The organism is Massilibacterium senegalense, assembly GCF_001375675.1.
GTDB lineage: Bacteria > Bacillota > Bacilli > Bacillales > Massilibacteriaceae > Massilibacterium > Massilibacterium senegalense.
This window is the reverse complement of sequence record NZ_LN831786.1, coordinates 1412933-1432035: the sequence shown is the minus strand read 5'-3', so window position 1 is coordinate 1432035 and position 19103 is coordinate 1412933. Positions and strand designations below refer to the sequence as shown.

16 protein-coding genes and 1 other annotated feature are annotated in these 19103 nt (G+C 35.4%); of the genes, 10 read left to right on the top strand and 6 right to left on the bottom strand.

The genetic code is table 11. From position 1 onward, the window contains the following. Positions 1-12: 12 nt before the first annotated feature. Together BN1372_RS10490 and murC are read left to right on the top strand one after the other, a co-directional pair. A complete protein-coding gene (locus BN1372_RS10490) occupies positions 13-690 on the top strand; it encodes a hypothetical protein (RefSeq protein ID WP_062199251.1) in 678 nt (225 codons plus the stop codon). Positions 691-968: 278 nt separating this feature from the next. After that, entirely contained in the window at positions 969-2267 is a 1299-nt protein-coding gene (murC, locus tag BN1372_RS10485) for a UDP-N-acetylmuramate--L-alanine ligase (RefSeq protein ID WP_062199249.1), read from the top strand. Positions 2268-2298: 31 nt separating this feature from the next. Here murC and BN1372_RS10480 read toward each other — a convergent pair whose 3' ends face one another. Beyond that, the gene (locus tag BN1372_RS10480) at positions 2299-3414 is read right to left on the bottom strand and encodes an aminopeptidase (RefSeq protein ID WP_062199247.1); all 1116 of its coding nucleotides are present in this window, start codon (positions 3412-3414) and stop codon (positions 2299-2301) included. Between the two features lie 186 nt (positions 3415-3600). Between BN1372_RS10480 and BN1372_RS10475 the strand changes: the two genes are divergently transcribed. Genes BN1372_RS10475 through ytxJ form a run of 3 tightly spaced genes read left to right on the top strand, consistent with a single transcriptional unit; the run spans position 3601 to position 4726 of the window. Beyond that, positions 3601-4035, top strand: a complete 435-nt coding sequence (locus BN1372_RS10475) for a DUF948 domain-containing protein (protein WP_062199245.1) — start codon at positions 3601-3603, stop codon at positions 4033-4035. Between the two features lies 1 nt (position 4036). After that, positions 4037-4390 carry a YtxH domain-containing protein gene (locus tag BN1372_RS10470; protein ID WP_062199244.1) on the top strand — a complete coding sequence of 118 codons (354 nt, stop codon included), beginning with the start codon at positions 4037-4039 and terminating at the stop codon, positions 4388-4390. Positions 4391-4402: 12 nt separating this feature from the next. After that, positions 4403-4726, top strand: coding sequence for a bacillithiol system redox-active protein YtxJ (gene ytxJ, locus BN1372_RS10465; RefSeq protein ID WP_062199241.1), 324 nt, complete (start codon positions 4403-4405; stop codon positions 4724-4726). Between the two features lie 36 nt (positions 4727-4762). Here the strand turns inward: ytxJ and BN1372_RS10460 are convergent, their stop codons facing one another. Further along, positions 4763-6907, bottom strand: coding sequence for a cell division FtsA domain-containing protein (locus tag BN1372_RS10460; protein ID WP_062199239.1), 2145 nt, complete (start codon positions 6905-6907; stop codon positions 4763-4765). A gap of 180 nt (positions 6908-7087) precedes the next feature. Between BN1372_RS10460 and BN1372_RS10455 the strand changes: the two genes are divergently transcribed. After that, positions 7088-8161, top strand: coding sequence for a bifunctional 3-deoxy-7-phosphoheptulonate synthase/chorismate mutase (locus tag BN1372_RS10455; protein WP_062199237.1), 1074 nt, complete (start codon positions 7088-7090; stop codon positions 8159-8161). 175 nt (positions 8162-8336) lie between these two features. Then, complete coding sequence (ccpA, locus tag BN1372_RS10450) at positions 8337-9347, top strand: catabolite control protein A (protein WP_267902260.1); 1011 nt, start codon at positions 8337-8339, stop codon at positions 9345-9347. 6 nt (positions 9348-9353) lie between these two features. Here the strand turns inward: ccpA and BN1372_RS10445 are convergent, their stop codons facing one another. The 3 genes from BN1372_RS10445 to BN1372_RS10435 are packed head-to-tail and all read right to left on the bottom strand — an operon-like array spanning position 9354 to position 11829. Further along, positions 9354-10529 (bottom strand): acetoin utilization protein AcuC, encoded by a 1176-nt coding sequence (locus BN1372_RS10445; RefSeq protein WP_062199234.1) that lies wholly within the window; start codon positions 10527-10529, stop codon positions 9354-9356. Next, positions 10526-11170 carry an acetoin utilization AcuB family protein gene (locus BN1372_RS10440; RefSeq protein WP_062199232.1) on the bottom strand — a complete coding sequence of 215 codons (645 nt, stop codon included), beginning with the start codon at positions 11168-11170 and terminating at the stop codon, positions 10526-10528. Before BN1372_RS10440 ends, BN1372_RS10445 begins: the two co-directional genes overlap by 4 nt. Before the next feature lie 26 nt (positions 11171-11196). Continuing rightward, positions 11197-11829, bottom strand: a complete 633-nt coding sequence (locus BN1372_RS10435) for a GNAT family N-acetyltransferase (protein ID WP_062199230.1) — start codon at positions 11827-11829, stop codon at positions 11197-11199. 162 nt (positions 11830-11991) lie between these two features. Here BN1372_RS10435 and acsA point away from each other — a divergent pair, with 162 nt between their 5' ends. Then, positions 11992-13710: an acetate--CoA ligase gene (gene acsA, locus BN1372_RS10430; RefSeq protein ID WP_062199228.1), complete on the top strand. Its 1719-nt coding sequence runs from the start codon at positions 11992-11994 to the stop codon at positions 13708-13710. Between the two features lie 71 nt (positions 13711-13781). Then, positions 13782-13996: a binding site (T-box leader), on the top strand. 56 nt (positions 13997-14052) lie between these two features. After that, the gene (tyrS, locus tag BN1372_RS10425; RefSeq protein ID WP_062199225.1) at positions 14053-15294 is read left to right on the top strand and encodes a tyrosine--tRNA ligase; all 1242 of its coding nucleotides are present in this window, start codon (positions 14053-14055) and stop codon (positions 15292-15294) included. 162 nt (positions 15295-15456) lie between these two features. On the opposite strand, the gene rpsD is transcribed toward tyrS, so the two are convergent. Next, positions 15457-16059 carry a 30S ribosomal protein S4 gene (gene rpsD / locus BN1372_RS10420; protein ID WP_062199223.1) on the bottom strand — a complete coding sequence of 201 codons (603 nt, stop codon included), beginning with the start codon at positions 16057-16059 and terminating at the stop codon, positions 15457-15459. Positions 16060-16514: 455 nt separating this feature from the next. On the opposite strand from rpsD, the gene BN1372_RS10415 reads away from it, so the two are divergent. Beyond that, on the top strand, positions 16515-18485 hold the full coding sequence (locus BN1372_RS10415; RefSeq protein WP_062199221.1) for a sensor domain-containing diguanylate cyclase: 1971 nt from the start codon (positions 16515-16517) through the stop codon (positions 18483-18485). Positions 18486-19103: the final 618 nt, after the last annotated feature.

Sequence of the window (19103 nt, the reverse complement as noted above, 5' to 3'; positions counted from 1 at the left end):
GTGAGAAGAAAAATGACGCAATCTGATTTTATTAATTTCACCACACTACGAAAAGAAAAACAAAAGGGATCCGATGAAGCGTTGTTACAGTTTTATGATGCCATGATGAATGATTTTCAAACATTTCCTTCGATTCGTGAAAAAGTAAGAGCACGTCACATTTTTCAATTAGAAATGAATCTTGAACAACAAGAGGAAATTGAACGTAACTGGCGAAATCATTTTGATCATTGGTTTATTTTTGATTATGTGAATGTCATTGGGACAACATTATTTCAACAATATACAAAGAAAAAAATTGTTGCTGTTAAAGAGTATGAGCGGCATATGCTCGGCCTTTTATTAGCGTTACTTTTTCAACCGTATGAATATGTAGAGAATCTTTCCGAACAAGAAATAATCGTTCAATCGATTGATTCGGGTGTAAAAAAGAATGTTTTATTGCCTGGGAAAGATAACACCCTTTTTCAGCGCGGGGAACTCCTTTGGATGCGTATTGCCAAATCAGCATTCCATTGCGTATCCATTGGACCAATGATGACGGTACCTACTTCAAAAAAGGAATTAATACTTTATTCCTTACAAAAAAGACAGCAACAATTTTTTCGAAAACATCCGAAAGCAACCATCCACTCTTATTATAAAGCATCTGTCTTGCTACATTTAAAAATGTTAAAACATGACAAGTAAAGGGAGAAAAGAAAGATTGGATAGAGAATAACATGAAAATGTTTGAGATTATATTTTTCTTACATCTGATTTTTGTTATAATGAAAAAATGAATAAAAAAATAAATGATGAATAATGTCTAATTGGTTGGAATATGTATAAAGAAACACCTATTTTTATTACGGAAGCAACGATTTATTTTTAATTATAAAAAATCGTAATTCAACAACCAAGAGAACGATACATAAGGTAAAAGTGCTGTCTAAGCTTTGCCTGTATAAGACTTTGGAGGTTAAAACATGACGTGCTATCATTTAGTAGGTATTAAAGGAACAGGAATGAGCTCTTTAGCTCGACTTTTACATGATATGGGATATGAAGTACAAGGGTCTGATATAGAAAAACACTTTTTTACAGAAGATGGGCTAAAAAAAAGCGGAATTCCGATTTTTCCATTTGATGCGGATAATATTCACACTGATTTAACAATTATTGTAGGAAATGCATATAAAGCAGATCATATAGAAGTGCAAAAGGCAAAAGAATTAGGGCTTCCAATCTTTTGGTATCATGATTTTTTAGGGGAACTTGCCCAACAGTTTAAAAGTATTGCTGTAACAGGGTCACATGGTAAGACGTCGACGACAGGTCTTTTATCTCATGTTTTATTAGGTGCATGTAAAACAAGCTTTTTAATTGGAGACGGTACTGGATTTGGTCAAGAAGATAGCCAATATTTTGCTTTTGAAGCTTGTGAATACCAACGTCATTTTCTTGCGTATAAGCCGGATTATTGCATCATGACGAACATTGATTTCGATCATCCAGATTATTTTGATAATATTGATGACGTGTTTGACGCGTTTCAAGAAATGGCAATGCAAGTAAAAAAAGGTATTATTGCTTGCGGTGACGATCTTTTTTTACAGAAAATTCAAGCGAACGTACCGGTCGTTTATTACGGATTTAATGACGATAATGATTTTCAAGCAAAAAATATTCAACATCATTCTTATGGAACGACCTTTGATGTATTTGTTCGAAATACTTTTTATGGTGCTTTTCAAATTACAGGATTCGGAAAACATAACGTATTAAATGCTTTAGCCGTCATTGCTTTAGCACAATATGAACAACTTTCAGTAGATGTGTTAAAAGAACGGTTACAAACATTTACCGGTGTAAAACGTCGCTTTAATGAAAAAGTAGTCAAGAATCAAGTGTTGATCGATGATTATGCGCACCATCCAGTAGAAATTACAGCAACAATTGAAGCGGCAAGAAATAAGTATCCGGAGAAAGAGATTGTTGCTATTTTTCAACCACATACTTTTACACGAACAAAGACATTTTTAGATGAGTTTGCAACAAGTTTACAGCAAGCAGATGCGGTTTATTTATGTGACATTTTTAGTTCTGCACGTGAACATGACGGAGCATTAACGATTCAAGATTTACAAGAAAAGATTCCAGGTTCTTTCTTATTGAATGAAGAGTCGTTATCATCTTTACAGACTCATGAACAGGCTGTTTTATTATTCATGGGTGCTGGTGATATCCAAAAATACGAACAAGCGTATGAAGCGTTAGTAAAATAAAAAAATGGCATCGATTATCGATGCCATTTTTTTATTTTAAACGTTCTGGGTTTAACCCTTCTAATTCAGGAAGAACAAATAAACCATCTTTTCGAATTAGTTTTCCATCAAAATAAATCTCTCCACCACCATATTCAGGACGTTGGATTGTCACCATATCCCAATGAATAGCGGATTGGTTACCATTAGGTGCTTCTTCATAACATTGTCCAGGTGTAAAGTGGAAACTGCCTGCAATTTTTTCATCAAATAAAATATCTTTCATTGGATGAAGGATATATGGATTAAATCCAATTGCGAATTCACCGATATAACGTGCCCCTTCATCTGTATCTAAAATACGATTAATTCGTTCTGTATCATTTGCTTTTGCATCTACGATTTTTCCATTTTTAAATGTTAAAGACACTTGTTCGAAGGTAAAACCTTGGTAGGGTGTCGGTGTATTATGGGTAATGGTTCCATTGACTGAATCTCGGACAGGTGCTGTAAACACTTCTCCATCTGGAATGTTATAGTGTCCATCGCATTTAATTGCAGGAATACCTTCAATAGAAAAACGTAAATCAGTGCCGGTGCCTTTAATATGCACTTCTTTCGTTTTGTTCATAAGATCTACTAACGGTTCCATTGATTGACTCATTTTGTTGTAATCTAGATTACATACATTGAAATAAAAATCTTCAAATGCTTCTGTACTCATATTTGCTAATTGAGCCATTGCTTCATTTGGATAGCGCAATACACACCATTTTGTTTTAGGAACACGAATTTCACTATGCACTTTTGTGCCAACTGTTTTTTCGAATAAGGCCATTTTATCTGATGGTACATCGCTTAATTCTGCAATATTATCCGTTGCTCGTAGTCCGATATACGCATCCATCTCTCTCATCACATTTGCTTCAAATTGAGCGATGGTTTCCATTTGTTCTTCCGTACCACCACTAATTAGTGCACGATTGACGCGATAATCTTTTAAAGAAACAAAAGGATAAGCAGAAACGGCATATGCTTCTTTTACTAATGCTTCTACTAGTTCACGACGAAGTCCAAAGTTTTCAATTAAAATTTTTTCACCTTCTTTTAAATTACAAGAATAACGAATGAGTTGACGAGCTAATTGTTCAATCCGTGGATCTTTCATACGAATAACATCCTTTCTTATGCTTATTTTTACCAAAATATAAAAAAGTTTTTTGTTCTAATGATTGGAAGTTCCTCTAAAAATTATTGTACAATAATGAAAATAGAAAAGAAACCGTTTCCTTTTGGCAAATAACGTTTTTTCATTTTATAATAAGGGTATTATTTAAAAAAAGGGGGTCGTAGGATGCAACTTATTTTATATTTAAGTGTTGCCTTAATTGCAATTGCTTTTACCGTATTAGTTGTTTATTTAGCGAAGACATTAGCATCAGTGAAAGTCACATTAGATGCTGTTTCGCATACGCTAATAAATGTAGAAAAACAAATGCGGGGTATTTCAAAAGAAACAGAAGATTTATTAATCAAAACGAATCGTTTAGCAGAAGATATAGAACAAAAGTCTAATTCATTAAATACAGCGTTCGATGCTGTGAAAGAAATGGGCGATTCACTGCAAACGGTGAATGACTCTATAAAGCGTGTTAGTACCAGTGTAGCAAAAGCAGCAGATCAACAAAATGAACAAGTTGTTCAAGCGGTAGAATGGGGAAGTGCTGCGATTACATTGTGGAGTAAATGGAAAAACAAACGTAAACAGAAAGAGATAGGAGGACAATAAAATGGCAAATGAAACAAGAAATTTTATTTTAGGAACAGTGATTGGGAGTGTTGTTGGAGCAACAGTTGCGTTATTACTTGCACCTAAATCAGGAAAAGATTTACGTGACGATGTAGGAAGCCAAGTAGAAAATTTAAAAGATAAAAGCATGGAATTAGCTTCTACAGCAAAAGAGAAATCGACGAATTTAAAACAATACGTTTCAGAACAATCAGAGGAAATTGCGAATAAAGTAAAACATCTTAAAAAAGGAAAAGAAGAAGAAATTCACGACTCATGGCAAGAAGACTTGGAAGAAGAAGAGCCACTTCCAGCAGTCGACGAAGATAATCGTAAAATGATACCTATTGAATAAAGGAGAAATAAAATGAAGCAAATTTTTTCTTTGGAAGAACTACAAACGTTACTACAACAATATCCGAAAATCTTTGTGTTAAAACATAGTCTTACTTGTCCTATTAGTCAAGAAGGTTTTTTTGAATGTGAAAGTTTTGCGAAAGAACATCCCGATGTTCCTTTTGTATACTTAACGGTTCAAGAATCAAGACCGCTTTCTACGGAAATAATGAAGACATTTGATATTCGTCATGAATCACCGCAATGTTTATTATTTCGAGAGGCAAAAGTAGTATGGCATGCCTCCCATTTTTCCATTACAAAAAGTGCATTAGAATCTGCTTGGAATAACTAAAAACGCTGTACGACAAAAACTGTCGTACAGCATTTTTTATATCCATTTTAATTCTAGTTGATCACCATGTTGAATAGGAGTGTAAAAATTTGCTTCTTCCCCATTCACGAGAAGAACAAATCGTTTCCCAGAAGTATTTGTCAAATCAAGGTCAATATATCGAAATATATCTTGAAAAATAAAGGTTTGTTCTTCTAGACTTGAAACGAATATCACATCATGATTTTCAATAAACTCTCCGTCTTGTAAAAGTTGGTCATTCCTTTTTAAAGAAATGTCGTTTTTTCCAAGAAGAAGGCTTTGGTTATTAAAGCTTACTTGAATCGTCATGGGATTCATAGTAGATTGACGTAAAGCATATTTTAATTCTTTTGTTGTAATGAACCCCTGGGTCACCCAATCAATGCTATCCCCGTCATAGATAATTTCATCTTGCGAACAAGGAATCCCATTTCGGAATAATTGTTGCTCTTTTTCGGATGGGGTGAAAGAAAAAGGTTGGCCATTAATAGATAAAGAAAAGGATGATTGAATTGGTTTTATTTTTCCATCTTCTAACACATCATGAATGGTTGTTGGGATGTTTATTTGCAGATTGTCTTTGGACGTAATGACTGTTTCATCATCTACTCTTTTTTGATTCACGAAAATGTCTGGATAGAAAGTATACGTATGGTTATTAACGGTCACACTTTTTTTTCCTACTTGTTTTTTTAAATCAGCTACTGTAATGCTTGCATCTTGTCCATCTTTTCCCCCTGATACAACAATAACATCATGATGTTTAATTGGATCAAGCAAAGAAGCTTCTTTCTTGTTTTTTAAGATCTTAGGCATTCCTCCGAGACGCCCAGGGATTGTTTTAATCGTATTGTTCCACTCAAATGTGATTCCCATGCCTGGTTTACCGTATAGTTTTTGAATATCAATCCCTCTAGCAATAAGCGCATCCCCTATTGTTAAATGGTTAAAGTCAAATAAACGAATTTCTTGTTCATTTACATGAACGGTCATATACGTAATAGGGTGTTCTAATGCAGAAATCCCAATACCAATTGGTGTAATAAATAAAGGACCTTGCATCGATGAATTTGTTTGTTTGACTGTTTTGATTGCTTCTGAACCACGGATTGCGACACGATTTTCAGGTAACGTTAATTTTTTCGCAAGCCTTTTAGATAATCCTGGAGTTAAGCTACCGCCACCGATAAGCATCACCGCTTGCGGAGGTGTTTTGTTTAATGATAGTATTTCGTTGCTTATTTTTTCTGCTAATAATTCGATAGCAGGGTCCATTTCTTGAATCAATTCATCCGTACTTTTTTCTTGTTCAAAACCTAAAATATCATTGTATGTAATGGAAGCTTGTTTTGTTAGAGAGCGTTTTACTTCTTCTGCTTGGTTAAAATCTAGTAAACAAGCATCACAAATGGCTTCTGTAATTTCATCTCCAGCAACCGGAACCATCCCGTAGGCGATAATAGTTTGTTCTTTCGTAATAGCAATATCACTCGTTCCTGCTCCGATATCGACAAGGGCGATGTTTAAGCGACGCATTGAAGAGGGAACAAGTACATTAATTGCAGCAATCGGTTCTAGTGTAAGTGCCGCCATTTCTAATCCAGCTCGTTTTAAGGCTGCAAGCAGGGATTCAACGACAATTCGTGGAAGAAAGGTAGCAATCACTTCTGCTTTGGCAATATCGCCTCGTTGATCCATTAAATTTCCGATTTTTTGTTGGTCAAGTTCGTAATGAACAACCGAGTAACCAACGCAATAATAATCATACGTCTGTTCATTTTTTTCTTCCGCTAATGTATGGAGCGCTTGTTGAACTGCACTTAGCTCGAGATGGGCGATTTCTTCACGAGTTGTTAAAGGGGCAATGGTAATATTTTTTTCTGATTTTCCCCTTGCTGTTTTTAATGCTCGTCCAGCAGCAGCGACATAAACGCTCGTTAACGGTCCATATTTTTGTTCTAACTCTTTTTTTATCGCCGTAATGACTTCACTAACGAGAATTGTATCGTGAATTTGTCCGTCGAGCATTGAACGTTCATGATGCTCTTTCATGACAATATCTAAAACGGAATATTCTTTCCCTTTCTTTTCGAAAATCACTCCGATAACGGACCTAGTACCGATATCTAAAGCAAATAAATAATCATGCTTTTGGTCCATTTTTAAACCTCCTTTTAAGGTGAAAAAAAGTAGCGAAAATATTTTAGTACATAAAAGCGTCAAATTATTAAAGATTTTTTAGTGACAATTTTGAAAAATTAATATATAATAACAACAATCCATAAGAAATGTACCACAAAATGACGGTCTATTAAACTAATTGTAGAAGGGATGAGAGTAATGAGCAATGTGGAATTAGAACAATTAAGAGAAAAGTTAGATCAAGTAAACTTAGAATTACTTGAAAAAATTAATGAACGTGCTACATTAGCCAAAGAAATTGGTCGAGTAAAAAAAGCGTTAGGTGTTCCACGCTTTGATCCCGTTCGCGAACGTAAAATGCTTAATTTAATCTCAGAAAATAATAAAGGTCCGTTTGAAACGTCGACTCTTCAACATATATTTAAAGAAATTTTTAAAGCAAGTCTTGAATTACAAGAAGACGATCATCGAAAAGCATTGCTGGTTTCCCGTAAAAAGAAACCAGAAAACACAATTGTTACTATTAAAGATGAAACAATTGGTGACGGTAAACAACGCTTCATCGCTGGACCTTGTTCGGTAGAAAGCTACGAGCAAGTAAAAGAAGTGGCACAAACGTTAAAAGCACAAGGTATTAACCTACTTCGTGGTGGGGCGTTTAAGCCTCGGACATCTCCTTATGATTTCCAAGGTTTAGGGGAAGAAGGGTTAAAAATTTTACGTCAAGTAGCTGATGAATTAGATATGGCGGTTATTAGTGAAATTGTAAATCCAGCTCATATTGAAATGGCTTTAGATTATGTAGATGTGATTCAAATTGGTGCACGAAACATGCAAAACTTTGAATTGTTAAAAGCAGCAGGTTCTGTGAAACGACCGGTTTTATTAAAACGCGGATTATCTGCTACTATTTCTGAATTTATTAATGCTGCAGAGTACATTATTTCTCGTGGAAACGATCAAATTATGTTATGTGAACGCGGGATTCGTACGTACGAAACGGCAACACGTAACACATTAGATATTTCAGCTGTTCCAATTTTAAAACAAGAAACACACTTACCGGTCTTAGTAGACGTGACGCATGCAACAGGACGTAGAGATCTTTTAATTCCTACTGCTAAAGCAGCGCTTGCTATTGGTGCTGATTGTGTGATGGTAGAAGTTCACCCAGACCCAGCAGTAGCGTTAAGTGATAATGCACAACAAATGGATATCCCAACATTCAATAACTTCATGGACGAATTACGTAAATCAGGCCTATACAAATAAAACTATTGGATGCATTTGTTTACGCAAATGACCATCTCTTTTTAAAAGAGATGGTTTTTTTGTCCGTTTTTTAAAAAAAGTTGGTATAATAAAGGAAACGATGGTACGACCTGTTTCCTAGTAGTGATAAGGTGTGATAGTCCTTCTAGAGAATAAAGAGGAAAGGATGAGGAATGTGAGCAATATAACAATTTATGATGTCGCGCGTGAAGCGGGAGTATCAATGGCAACGGTTTCACGTGTTGTAAACGGGAATCCAAACGTAAAGCCATCTACAAGAACAAAAGTGTTAGAGGCAATTGAAAAATTAAATTATCGTCCCAATGCGGTAGCACGCGGATTAGCGAGTAAAAAAACAACAACCGTAGGAGTCATCATCCCGGATATTTCAAATATTTTCTTTGCAGAATTAGCACGTGGAATTGAAGACATTGCTACGATGTATAAATACAATATTATTTTAAGTAATTCCGATCAAAATAAAGAAAAAGAATTAAATTTAATGAATGCTTTATTAGCGAAACAAGTAGATGGAATTTTATTTATGGGAAGCAAAATAAGTGAAGAACACGTAGCTGAATTCAAACGTTCCCCAGTGCCGATTGTATTAGCGGCAACGATGGATAAAGAAAAGCAAATCCCTTCCGTGAATATTGATTACGAAAAGGCAGCTTTTGATGCTGTTAGTCATTTAATTGGACATGGAAATGAAAAAATTGCCGTTGTATTATCGGAATTAGATGAATCAAGCAATGAATGGAAAAAATTAAATGGATATCGAGAAGCACTACAAGCTCATCAATTACCGATAAACGAAGAGTTTATCGTTTCTATCGGACAAGGGTATGATGCAGGGATGAAGGCAATGGAGAAGCTTTTACAAGCAGAAGAGAAGCCAACGGCCATTTTTGCTTGTACGGATGAATTAGCTTTAGGTGTTATTCACGCAGCACAAGACCATGGATATGATATTCCACAAGATTTTGAAGTCATTGGCTTTGATAATACACGATTGGCAGAAATGGTGCGCCCGACATTAACTTCTGTTGTCCAACCAATGTATGATATCGGAGCAGTTGCAATGCGTTTATTAACAAAGTATATGAATAAAGAAAAAGTAGAAGAATCTACCGTTATTTTACCGCACAGAATCGAATATCGTTTTTCTACAAAAGAAGAAGAGTAAAAGAGGTTATGCCCTTTTACTCTTTTTTATTAGTTCTATAATTTGCAATGATTTTTCCATTGTCATGCGATTTTTTTCGGTAATTTCTTCTTTTCTTGGAATAGGGGCATAAAGAGGCGCGATGTCTTCCCATGTAGTAGGAAGTTCTACATTCGCCTTAGTTACCCATTCCGTTACCCATTCGTGCGGGAGTAGACCGGTACATGCATCAGAAGACGCACCGCTCATTTCAGCCCAAACCATTGCCCAAGCTCTTGGAACGGTTCTCCATATGTCATACCCACCACCGCCTAGAGCAATCCAACGTCCATCACAATAATGATGAACAAGTTCATGCGCAACTTTTGGAATCAACCGATAAGAATCCATCGTTAAAGACAAATGTGTTAATGGATCGTAAAAATGAGAATCTGCTCCATTTTGTGTAATGACGACGTCGGGTTTAAAATAATTAAATACTTGTTCCATTGCTGCTATATATATATCTTGCCACGACTCATCTTCTGTAAAGGCATCGAGTGGAATATTAAAATTAAATCCATATCCATTGCCGTGACCACGTTCATTGACATGCCCAGTTCCGGGAAATAAATAACGTCCTGTTTCATGAATGGATAATGTACAAACGTCCGGGTCATCATAAAATGACCATTGTATCCCGTCGCCATGATGAGCATCTGTATCAATATAAAGCACGCGTGCCCCGTACTTTCGCTTCATATATTCAATCGCAATAGAACAATCGTTATAAATACAAAACCCAGAAGCTTTTCCTCGTAACCCATGGTGTAATCCACCAGCTAAGTTGGCTGCGTGGGAGACAGTATTACCCATGACTACATCACACGCTGTTAACGTCGCTCCGACAATTAATGCAGTTGCTTCATGCATATTTGGAAAAATAGGCGTATCTTCTGTGCCGAGGCCAAATCCTTCTAAACGTTCGGAGGAGTATAATCCAGTGTGTGAAGCCTTTACCGCTTGAATAAACTCTGGGTCGTGAACAAGGGCAATTTCATCTTCTGTTGCCATTCTTGGGGAGAGAATATCTTCTTCGTGTAATAAATTAGCCTTTTTTAATAAATCATACGCTAATTGAACGCGTACATGATTAAATGGGTGTTCATCACTGAACTTATAGTGTAATAAGTCTTTAGAATAAATAAATTTGGCATCACTCATTCGTCAACACCCGGAATTTGTGGCCATAAAATATGGTAATCACGTTTTTTTAGTTCCGTAACAATGGAAACTGGATCAATCGTTTGGACACGGAAGACGAGGACGCGGTAATTTTCTTTTTTACTCGGATAAACAAGAACGCTAATAATTTTTATTTGATGCTCTTTAAAAAAAGAAGCAACTTCTGCTAACTTTCCTGTAATATCTTCCACTTCAATTTCAATTTGAGAACTTGGTTGATGAGCACCAGTTAATTCGACTAACGTGTGTAATAAATCTGTTTCCGTTACAATGCCAACGATTTTGTTTTGTTCTAAAATAGGTAAACAGCCAATTTCAAATTGATAAAACATCGAAGCGACATCTTCCACGAAATCAAGTGGATGAGCTGTGATACAAATAGTTGTCATGATTTTCGAAACGGGTTGTCGTAATTGCTCATCGTCCCCATTTTTTAATAAAATAGAAGGCATTGCTGCTTTTAAATCACGATCAGATACAATCCCAACCAATTCTTTTTGTTCATTGGAGACGAGCAAATGTCTAATATGATGTTTTTTTAATAATTGAATAGCTTCTGCAATGGTAGTCGTTTCTTTTGTTGTAATGACTTCTCGATTCATGATATCTTCCACAATCATGCTTATCCCTCCTTTTGTTCGTTTCGTTAATACATAAAGCGACTTTGAAAACGAATACGGTCAAATTGTTCAATCGAATGTTGGTCGACGTGTTTTCCGATTTTGGCCATTAAACAGTTGGCAGGATGAGAACAAATTTCTGGATCGTCGGTTGCATACCATTCTAAGCCAATCACAGTCATCATTCGTTCCATCATTTTACGATAATCCCATACATTTAAGCCGGTCCCTTTTAAATCCCAATGCCAGTAATATTCCGTTGTAATAATAATATAATTTTCCATATATTCATCTTGCATGGCCACTTTTAACAGATGTTGTCCTACCTTGCATCCGCGATATTTAGAAATGACTTCAATAGCCCCAAGCTCAATTAAATTTTCCATGTTTGCTTGGCTCCATCTTTCTAACGGATCAGGATGAAGAAATGTGACATACCCGATAATAGTATCTTTTTCTCTAGCAATGATAATTCTTCCTTCTTTTAATTTGGAAATTTCAATCAACGCTTTATGTTGTTCTTTCGGTAAGCGAAAGGCCACTAAGTCATCGTGAAACTGATAAGAAGCGAGTGTATCTGAATCTACCGGACCTTCAATGATTAAGGTCCCATGAGTAGTCGGTAAGTCTTGTTTAAAATAGGTCTTTTTATGCTCCATGGGGCCACCACCTTCAAACGTGATAAGTATACATCATCTATTATACTAAACTATTTGAAAAGGTTTTCAAAGAAATTTCGATATTTTTTTAAAAAATTTAGAATTTACAGATAATTTATTATATAATTATCACTACAAAAGGTTTACGAGGGGGTTATAGGAATGAAGATGGAGGAATTACGTACGGAAAAAGGGAATTATAACATGAAAAATTACGAGGCAACATACGCAATGTTTCAATGGGAAAAAGCAAAGGAGGCGTTTTCTTTTCATCAAACAGGAAAAATCAATATCGCGTATGAAGCCATTGATCGACATGGGACGGGACCGAATGAAAATAAGGTGGCGCTTATTTATCATCATCCTGATTATTCGACGACGTATTCGTTTAAAGAAATGATGGAACATTCCAATCAAGCGGGTCATTTATTGAAAGAAATGGCGAATGTGAAAAAAGGAGATCGGGTTTTCATTTTTATGCCGAGGCAACCAGAACTATATTTTGTGTTATTAGGTGCTATTAAGTTAGGGGCTATCGTAGGGCCGTTATTTGAAGCCTTTATGGAAGGGGCAGTATGTGATCGGTTAAACGATAGTGGTGCAAAAGTGCTTGTTACAACACCAGAGCTGTTAAAACGAGTGCCGTTAAAAGAGTTACCTTCTTTACAAAAAGTAATTATTGTTGGGGAAAATGTAACGGAAAGTGATCAAATGATTGATTACCATCAACATGTTGCCACATTTGGTAAGCGGTTACAAATAGAATGGGTAGACCTAGAAGACCCAATGCTTCTTCATTACACATCTGGCTCAACAGGGAAACCGAAAGGCATTGTCCATGTACATCAAGCGATGATTCAACAATATATGACAGCTTTATGGGTATTAGATTTAAAAGAAAATGATATTTATTGGTGTACTGCGGATCCAGGTTGGGTGACCGGAACTGCTTATGGAATTTTTGGACCGTGGTTACACGGGGTGACCAATGTTGTTGTTGGAGGACGTTTTAGCCCAAAATACTGGTACCAAGTATTAGAAGATTATCGCGTCTCTGTTTGGTACAGTGCTCCAACTGCCTTTCGAATGTTGATGGGTGCAGGAGATGAAATCGTGAAAAATTATCACTTACCAAACTTACGGCATATTTTAAGTGTAGGCGAACCATTGAATCCAGAAGTCATTCGTTGGGGACAAAAAGTATTTCAAAAACGAATTCATGATACGTGGTGGATGACAGAAACTGGGGCACAGGTGATTTGCAATTACCCTTGTTTAGACATTCGTCCGGGTTCGATGGGAAAACCAGTTCCTGGCGTAGAAGTTGCTATTCTCGACAATCAAGGACAAATCTTACCACCGAATCGAATGGGGAATTTAGCCATCAAAAAAGGATGGCCAGCAATGATGCAAGCCATTTGGAATCAAAAAGAACGGTATGAATCATATTTTACGGAAAATGGTTGGTATCTGTCTGGAGATTCTGCTTATGTAGATGAAGACGGATATTATTGGTTCCAAGGACGGATCGATGATGTGATTATGACTTACGGGGAACGGATTGGACCGTTTGAAGTAGAAAGTACATTGCTAGAGCATCCAGCAGTTGCCGAAGCAGGAGTCATTGGAAAACCAGATCCGGTACGTGGAGAAGTAATTAAAGCATTTATTTCTTTGCGAGAAGGATTTGAAGGAACGGAATTACTCGCAAACGAACTTGCGTTATTTGTGAAAAATGAATTATCAGCTCATGCTGCTCCGAAAGAAATTGAGTTTAAAGAGAAATTACCAAAAACACGGAGCGGAAAAATTATGCGACGAGTGTTAAAGGATTGGGAATTACAGTTACCAACTGGCGATTTATCCACAATGGAAGAGTAGCATGTCATCGATAATAATTTTTTTAGTTGACAATAGTAGGGGATATGTGGATATAATAATAGCTAAATATAGAAAAAGCGATGAAAGAATGAAGTAGCATCTTTATCCCTACAAAAGAGAGCTGACGGTTGGTGCGAGTCAGTGTATATAAAGATTGTGAAGTACACTCTTGAGTTTTCTTTGTGAAATAAACAAAGGACGGCGATGCACCGTTATGCAACTGAGCGGGAGAACGTGTTTGTTCTTCAACTAGGGTGGTACCGCGAGAAACCAACTCGTCCCTTTTGTAGGGGCGGGTTTTTTGTGTTTAAAAAAGATGATGATTTGTAGGAGGAAAACAACATGGAAGAACAAGTACAAGTAACAGCTGAACAGCAAAAAGAATTTGAACATCAATTACACGTGTTAAAACGTGGCGTGGTAGATATCGTTCCAGCAGATGACTTTGAAAGAAAATTAAAACAATCTATTGCAACAAATACACCTTTAAAAATAAAACTAGGATTAGATCCATCTGCACCAGATATTCATATTGGACATACGGTTGTGCTGCATAAAATGCGTCAATTCCAAGAATTAGGCCATCAAATTCAACTGTTAATTGGTGACTTTACAGGGAAAATTGGGGACCCAACTGGTAAGTCGGAAACACGTAAACCATTAACGGATGAACAAGTAAAAGAAAACGCGAAAACATACTTTGAACAATTTTCCAAAATTATCGATATGGACAAAGCGAAAGTTTACTACAATTCCGAATGGTTAGAAAAATTAACATTCCCAAAAGTGATTGAGTTAGCTTCTAAATTAACTGTTGCTCGTATGTTAGAACGAGATGATTTCAGTAACCGTTACAAAAACGGTCAACCAATTTCTATTCATGAATTTTTCTATCCTCTAATGCAAGGGTATGATTCTGTAGCTTTAGATTGTGATGTTGAATTAGGTGGAACAGATCAAACGTTTAACGTCTTAATGGGTCGCCATTTACAAGAAGAGTACGGAAAAAACAAACAAGTAGCGATGACGCTACCGCTTCTTGAAGGATTAGACGGTGAACGGAAAATGAGTAAATCACTAGGTAACTATATCGGAATTGACGAAGAACCAAATGAAATTTTCGGTAAATCTATGTCTATTCCAGATGAACTAATGATGAAATATTTTGAATTAGCAACAAAAATTCCAATGGAAGAAATACAAGCAATGAAAGAAGGCATCGAAAACGGAACCGTTCATCCACGGGATGCGAAAATGAAATTAGGATATACATTTGTTGAAATGTATCATGGCAAAGAAGCAGCAGAAGCAGCAGTTCGTCATTTTAAAACAGTATTCCAACAACACGCTCTTCCAGACGACATTGAAGAAGTAAAATGGACAGGCGATAAAGAAATTTGGATTGTGAAATTATTAGTAGAGTTAGGAATGCAGTCTTCTAACGGGGAAGCACGCCGCATGATTCAAAATGGTGGCGTCAAAATCAATCAAGAAAAAGTAGAAGATGTCCAATTGCAAGTATCACTTGAAGACGGGATGATTATTCAAGTCGGAAAACGTAAATTTAAAAAGATTGTATTGTAAAAAAATCATCCCTCATTACTAGGAAGTAAGCCCCCTCCTTCGTTGACGATGGAGTGGGGACCTTACTGTTCGTCTTTATGAAATCAATAAAAAAAACCCTAGAATTTTTGATAAATCAAAAATTCTAGGGTTTTCATTGTTACTCTTTAAGAAGCGATCTTATTAACGAGAGTAGAACTCAACGATGAAGCTTTCGTTAATTTCAGAAGAAAGCTCAGAACGCTCAGGTAAACGAGTAAATGTACCTTCTAATTTTTCTGCATCAAAGTTTAAGTATTCAGGAACAAAGTTGTTCACTTCTAATGCTTCTTTGATGATGTCAAGGTTACGTGATTTTTCACGAACACCGATTGTTTGACCTGGTTTTACTTGATAAGATGGGATGTCTACGCGACTACCATCTACTAAAATGTGACCGTGGTTAACTAATTGACGTGCTTGACGACGAGTACGAGCTAAACCTAAACGGTATACTAAGTTGTCAAGACGTGATTCAAGAAGAATCATGAAGTTTTCACCATGGATACCTGGTAATTTACCAGCTCTTACGAAAAGATTCGCGAATTGACGTTCGTTCACACCGTACATGTGACGTAGTTTTTGTTTTTCGCGTAATTGTAACGCATACTCCGATAATTTTTTACGTTGGTTTGGACCATGTTGTCCAGGAGCGTACGGACGTTTTTCTAATTCTTTACCTGTGCCGCTTAAAGAAAGACCTAAACGACGAGAAATTTTCCAAGATGGACCTGTATAACGAGCCATGAATGACTCCTCCTTTGTTTTTATTTTTGCATAAAATAAAAACCATTGGTTATCCGACAAATGTTCATTTTGTTTTCATGTATCCTCGCCCAGACAGCTAGAGTTACTCGATACACCTCTTATCATAGAGGAACAAACTGAAACATATGTGGTTTTGACCTAGGCTGTCTTTATTTTACACAAAGTACATTGTATGATTTTTAAAGGAGAAAGTCAATATATTTTATACAAACTATTTTTTTGCTTTTTAAAGATGAACAATATAAAATGGAAATATATAAGTAAAAAGAACCTATTTTTACTCATGACTGTATAAAAGTCAAACAAATTAGTTATTTTTTTGCTTTTTTTGGTTATTATATAGTATTAAAGGCTTATTTTATAGAAAGATGATAGTTCTTTTTGTTCTTATTCATTGAAGTGTGTAAATGAGAACAGAGAAAGGGATGTTTACTATGGACGAAGAACGCCACCAACATAAAAATACTGAAGTTTCGAATACAAAAATAGAGCAATTAATTGCGATAAATAACATTCAAGAATGTTTTTTTGCAATGATTGATCATTATGCTAATAGCGAATATGACGAAGAGGCTTTACATAATATTTTTGAGATGATGGAAAAAATCTTACGACATTATTTTCATATCATTGATACGAAAATTTTTATTTATGATAAATGGAATAATCATTATAAAATGATGTACACTTCCGGTGCCATACTAGACGAAAAGAAAGAAAAATACTTCATTCCAAAGGAACTATGCGAACAATTATCTGAACGATGTTTTAAAAATAATGAATTTGTTTGTAATACTGATTTTGCTCGAAAACTTGATTTATTTAATGAAACTCGTTTTTATACGATGTTAAAGCTGAAAGATAAAAATGATAAATACGGTATCTTCGTTTTAGAATACGATGAAAAGTGGAATGATAAACAGGTTGCGTTATTTTCTAAAATATTTTTTCCGTTAAAACAAACATTATATCGAATATTAATGCAAAAGCATGCCATTGATGATAAGCAACGCTATCAATTGCTATATGCTATTTCTAAAAAAGTATTTTCTAGTATGGAGATGGATGAAATACTAAAGGAAATCATTAGTGCCCTAAACGAAGTATATCCAACATTTGATTATTTATTGTTATTAACACACGAACAAACAAAAACCATAGACGTTCCTGTTCAATATTTAACATTTAGTAGTAATCAAACACCAACGTTAACAGAAGTCGCATATTTTACTGGAGAAATCCAATGTCAATATGATCAACAAGATAAAAACTCGGTTCTTTACGTACCATTGAAAGGAAAGCAAGGGACATATGGAGTGTTAGAAGTAAAAGCACCAAAGGTACTTGCTTTTCCAGAAGAAGAGATTCAATTTATTTCACTATTAGCAAATACCGTTGGAAATGCGTTAGAAAACGCCCAATTATATCAACAGTCTCGTCAATTAATTAGTGACTTACAATTAATTAATGATACGTCGCGTCATTTGAATTCAAACTATCATTTGAAAGAAATTGGTCATTATTTAGATAAAAAAATTAAAGACGCAATCGCAGCCGAGGATTTATTAATTGTGTTATATCAAAATGAAGAAAAAATTGATCTTGTAAACTCTTTAAAGCATCGTTTTAACAACGCTGATTTTATTCATACGTTTATTGAACAACTAGATTCTTTAATTCGAGAAACAAAAGAATCAATATTATATGGAGATGTTATTCAAGAAAAAGTGTTTAACGGTTTACCTTATCGTTCTTTGTTAGTTATTCCGATGCAACATAACGGTAAAGTTATTGGGTTTATCGCTGCCTTTCATCAAAAACCGTATCAATTTAGCTTTGACCAATTTAAGTTGTTACAAGCGATTGTGTATCATTCTACGTTAGCATTTACGAATGCGATTTTACATTCGGAATTAGAACGAATGGTGATTACAGATCATCTAACGGGTCTATATGCAAGAAAATATTTAAATGATGTGATTAAACATTCGATAGAAAAGGATAAATGCGGAAGTTTTCTATTAATTGATATCGACAACTTTAAACTAATTAATGATACATATGGCCATCAAGTCGGAGATGAAGTGTTAATTCAAGTTTCTAATGTTATGCAACAACATACTCGTAAGTTTGATGTTGCCGCTCGGTGGGGTGGAGAAGAGCTAGCAATCTATTTACCGAACGTGAAACCGGATGTAGCACTGAGAATTGCAGAACGTTTAGTAAAAGTAGTACCGAGAGAAACAAATCCTTCTGTAACTATTTCATGTGGCGTTTCATTTTGGAATAACGAGTCCGTGGATTCTGTTAAAGAATTATTTTTACGTGCAGACGATGCGTTATATCAAATTAAAGAGTCAGGAAAAAATAGAGCAAAGTTACAAAAAAGTGCCCCTTCTACATAATAGAAAAAGGGGCACTTTTTTAGCTTACCTTTAAAATGGTTGCTAAAAGTCACTATATGGTCTTATTTTCTTTCGATTTTACCTTTGTATTCGAAAATATTAAGGAAATTGCTAAAAAATGATATGATTTATTTCATGATATGATAAAATTATGTAAAAGTAACACTTATAATAAAGAAATGTTTGTCAAGAAATATCAAGATATGTTCGAACAAATTAGATAGTACGAAATAAAGGTCCACATCAAACGGATAAAGCGTTTACTCTATTGTTAGTAGACTAATAATCAATCGTGGGGTAAGACCAACGCGTTGAAATGTTCGAAACTGTTAAGTGAGAGATCAACCTGCCTGTAAAAGCGGGATAAGTGCATCTAACAATCAATGGAGGGAAGTGTGAAAACCCCCATTGATGGAAGATTTCTTTATCGGTGTTTTGTCTCTCATTTATAAGTCTCCTTTTCTGTTTGAAATGGTATGTAACTATCAAAACGAAAAAGATAAAATCTTTACGGAGAAACTAGTTCAAAGTACATAAGGAAGACTAATTTAAAGATAAATGCAATCTTTTCATAAAACCAATAAAAGGATGTCATTTTTTCATAAATTTTGGTCGGAC

Coding starts and splice junctions, on each gene's coding strand:
- BN1372_RS10490 (WP_062199251.1), top strand. CDS start 13: ATGACGCAATCTGATTTTATTAATTTCACCACACTACGAAAAGAAAAA.
- murC (WP_062199249.1), top strand. CDS start 969: ATGACGTGCTATCATTTAGTAGGTATTAAAGGAACAGGAATGAGCTCT.
- BN1372_RS10480 (WP_062199247.1), bottom strand. CDS start 3,414: ATGAAAGATCCACGGATTGAACAATTAGCTCGTCAACTCATTCGTTAT.
- BN1372_RS10475 (WP_062199245.1), top strand. CDS start 3,601: ATGCAACTTATTTTATATTTAAGTGTTGCCTTAATTGCAATTGCTTTT.
- BN1372_RS10470 (WP_062199244.1), top strand. CDS start 4,037: ATGGCAAATGAAACAAGAAATTTTATTTTAGGAACAGTGATTGGGAGT.
- ytxJ (WP_062199241.1), top strand. CDS start 4,403: ATGAAGCAAATTTTTTCTTTGGAAGAACTACAAACGTTACTACAACAA.
- BN1372_RS10460 (WP_062199239.1), bottom strand. CDS start 6,907: ATGGACCAAAAGCATGATTATTTATTTGCTTTAGATATCGGTACTAGG.
- BN1372_RS10455 (WP_062199237.1), top strand. CDS start 7,088: ATGAGCAATGTGGAATTAGAACAATTAAGAGAAAAGTTAGATCAAGTA.
- BN1372_RS10445 (WP_062199234.1), bottom strand. CDS start 10,529: ATGAGTGATGCCAAATTTATTTATTCTAAAGACTTATTACACTATAAG.
- BN1372_RS10440 (WP_062199232.1), bottom strand. CDS start 11,170: ATGATTGTGGAAGATATCATGAATCGAGAAGTCATTACAACAAAAGAA.
- BN1372_RS10435 (WP_062199230.1), bottom strand. CDS start 11,829: ATGGAGCATAAAAAGACCTATTTTAAACAAGACTTACCGACTACTCAT.
- acsA (WP_062199228.1), top strand. CDS start 11,992: ATGAAGATGGAGGAATTACGTACGGAAAAAGGGAATTATAACATGAAA.
- tyrS (WP_062199225.1), top strand. CDS start 14,053: ATGGAAGAACAAGTACAAGTAACAGCTGAACAGCAAAAAGAATTTGAA.
- rpsD (WP_062199223.1), bottom strand. CDS start 16,059: ATGGCTCGTTATACAGGTCCATCTTGGAAAATTTCTCGTCGTTTAGGT.
- BN1372_RS10415 (WP_062199221.1), top strand. CDS start 16,515: ATGGACGAAGAACGCCACCAACATAAAAATACTGAAGTTTCGAATACA.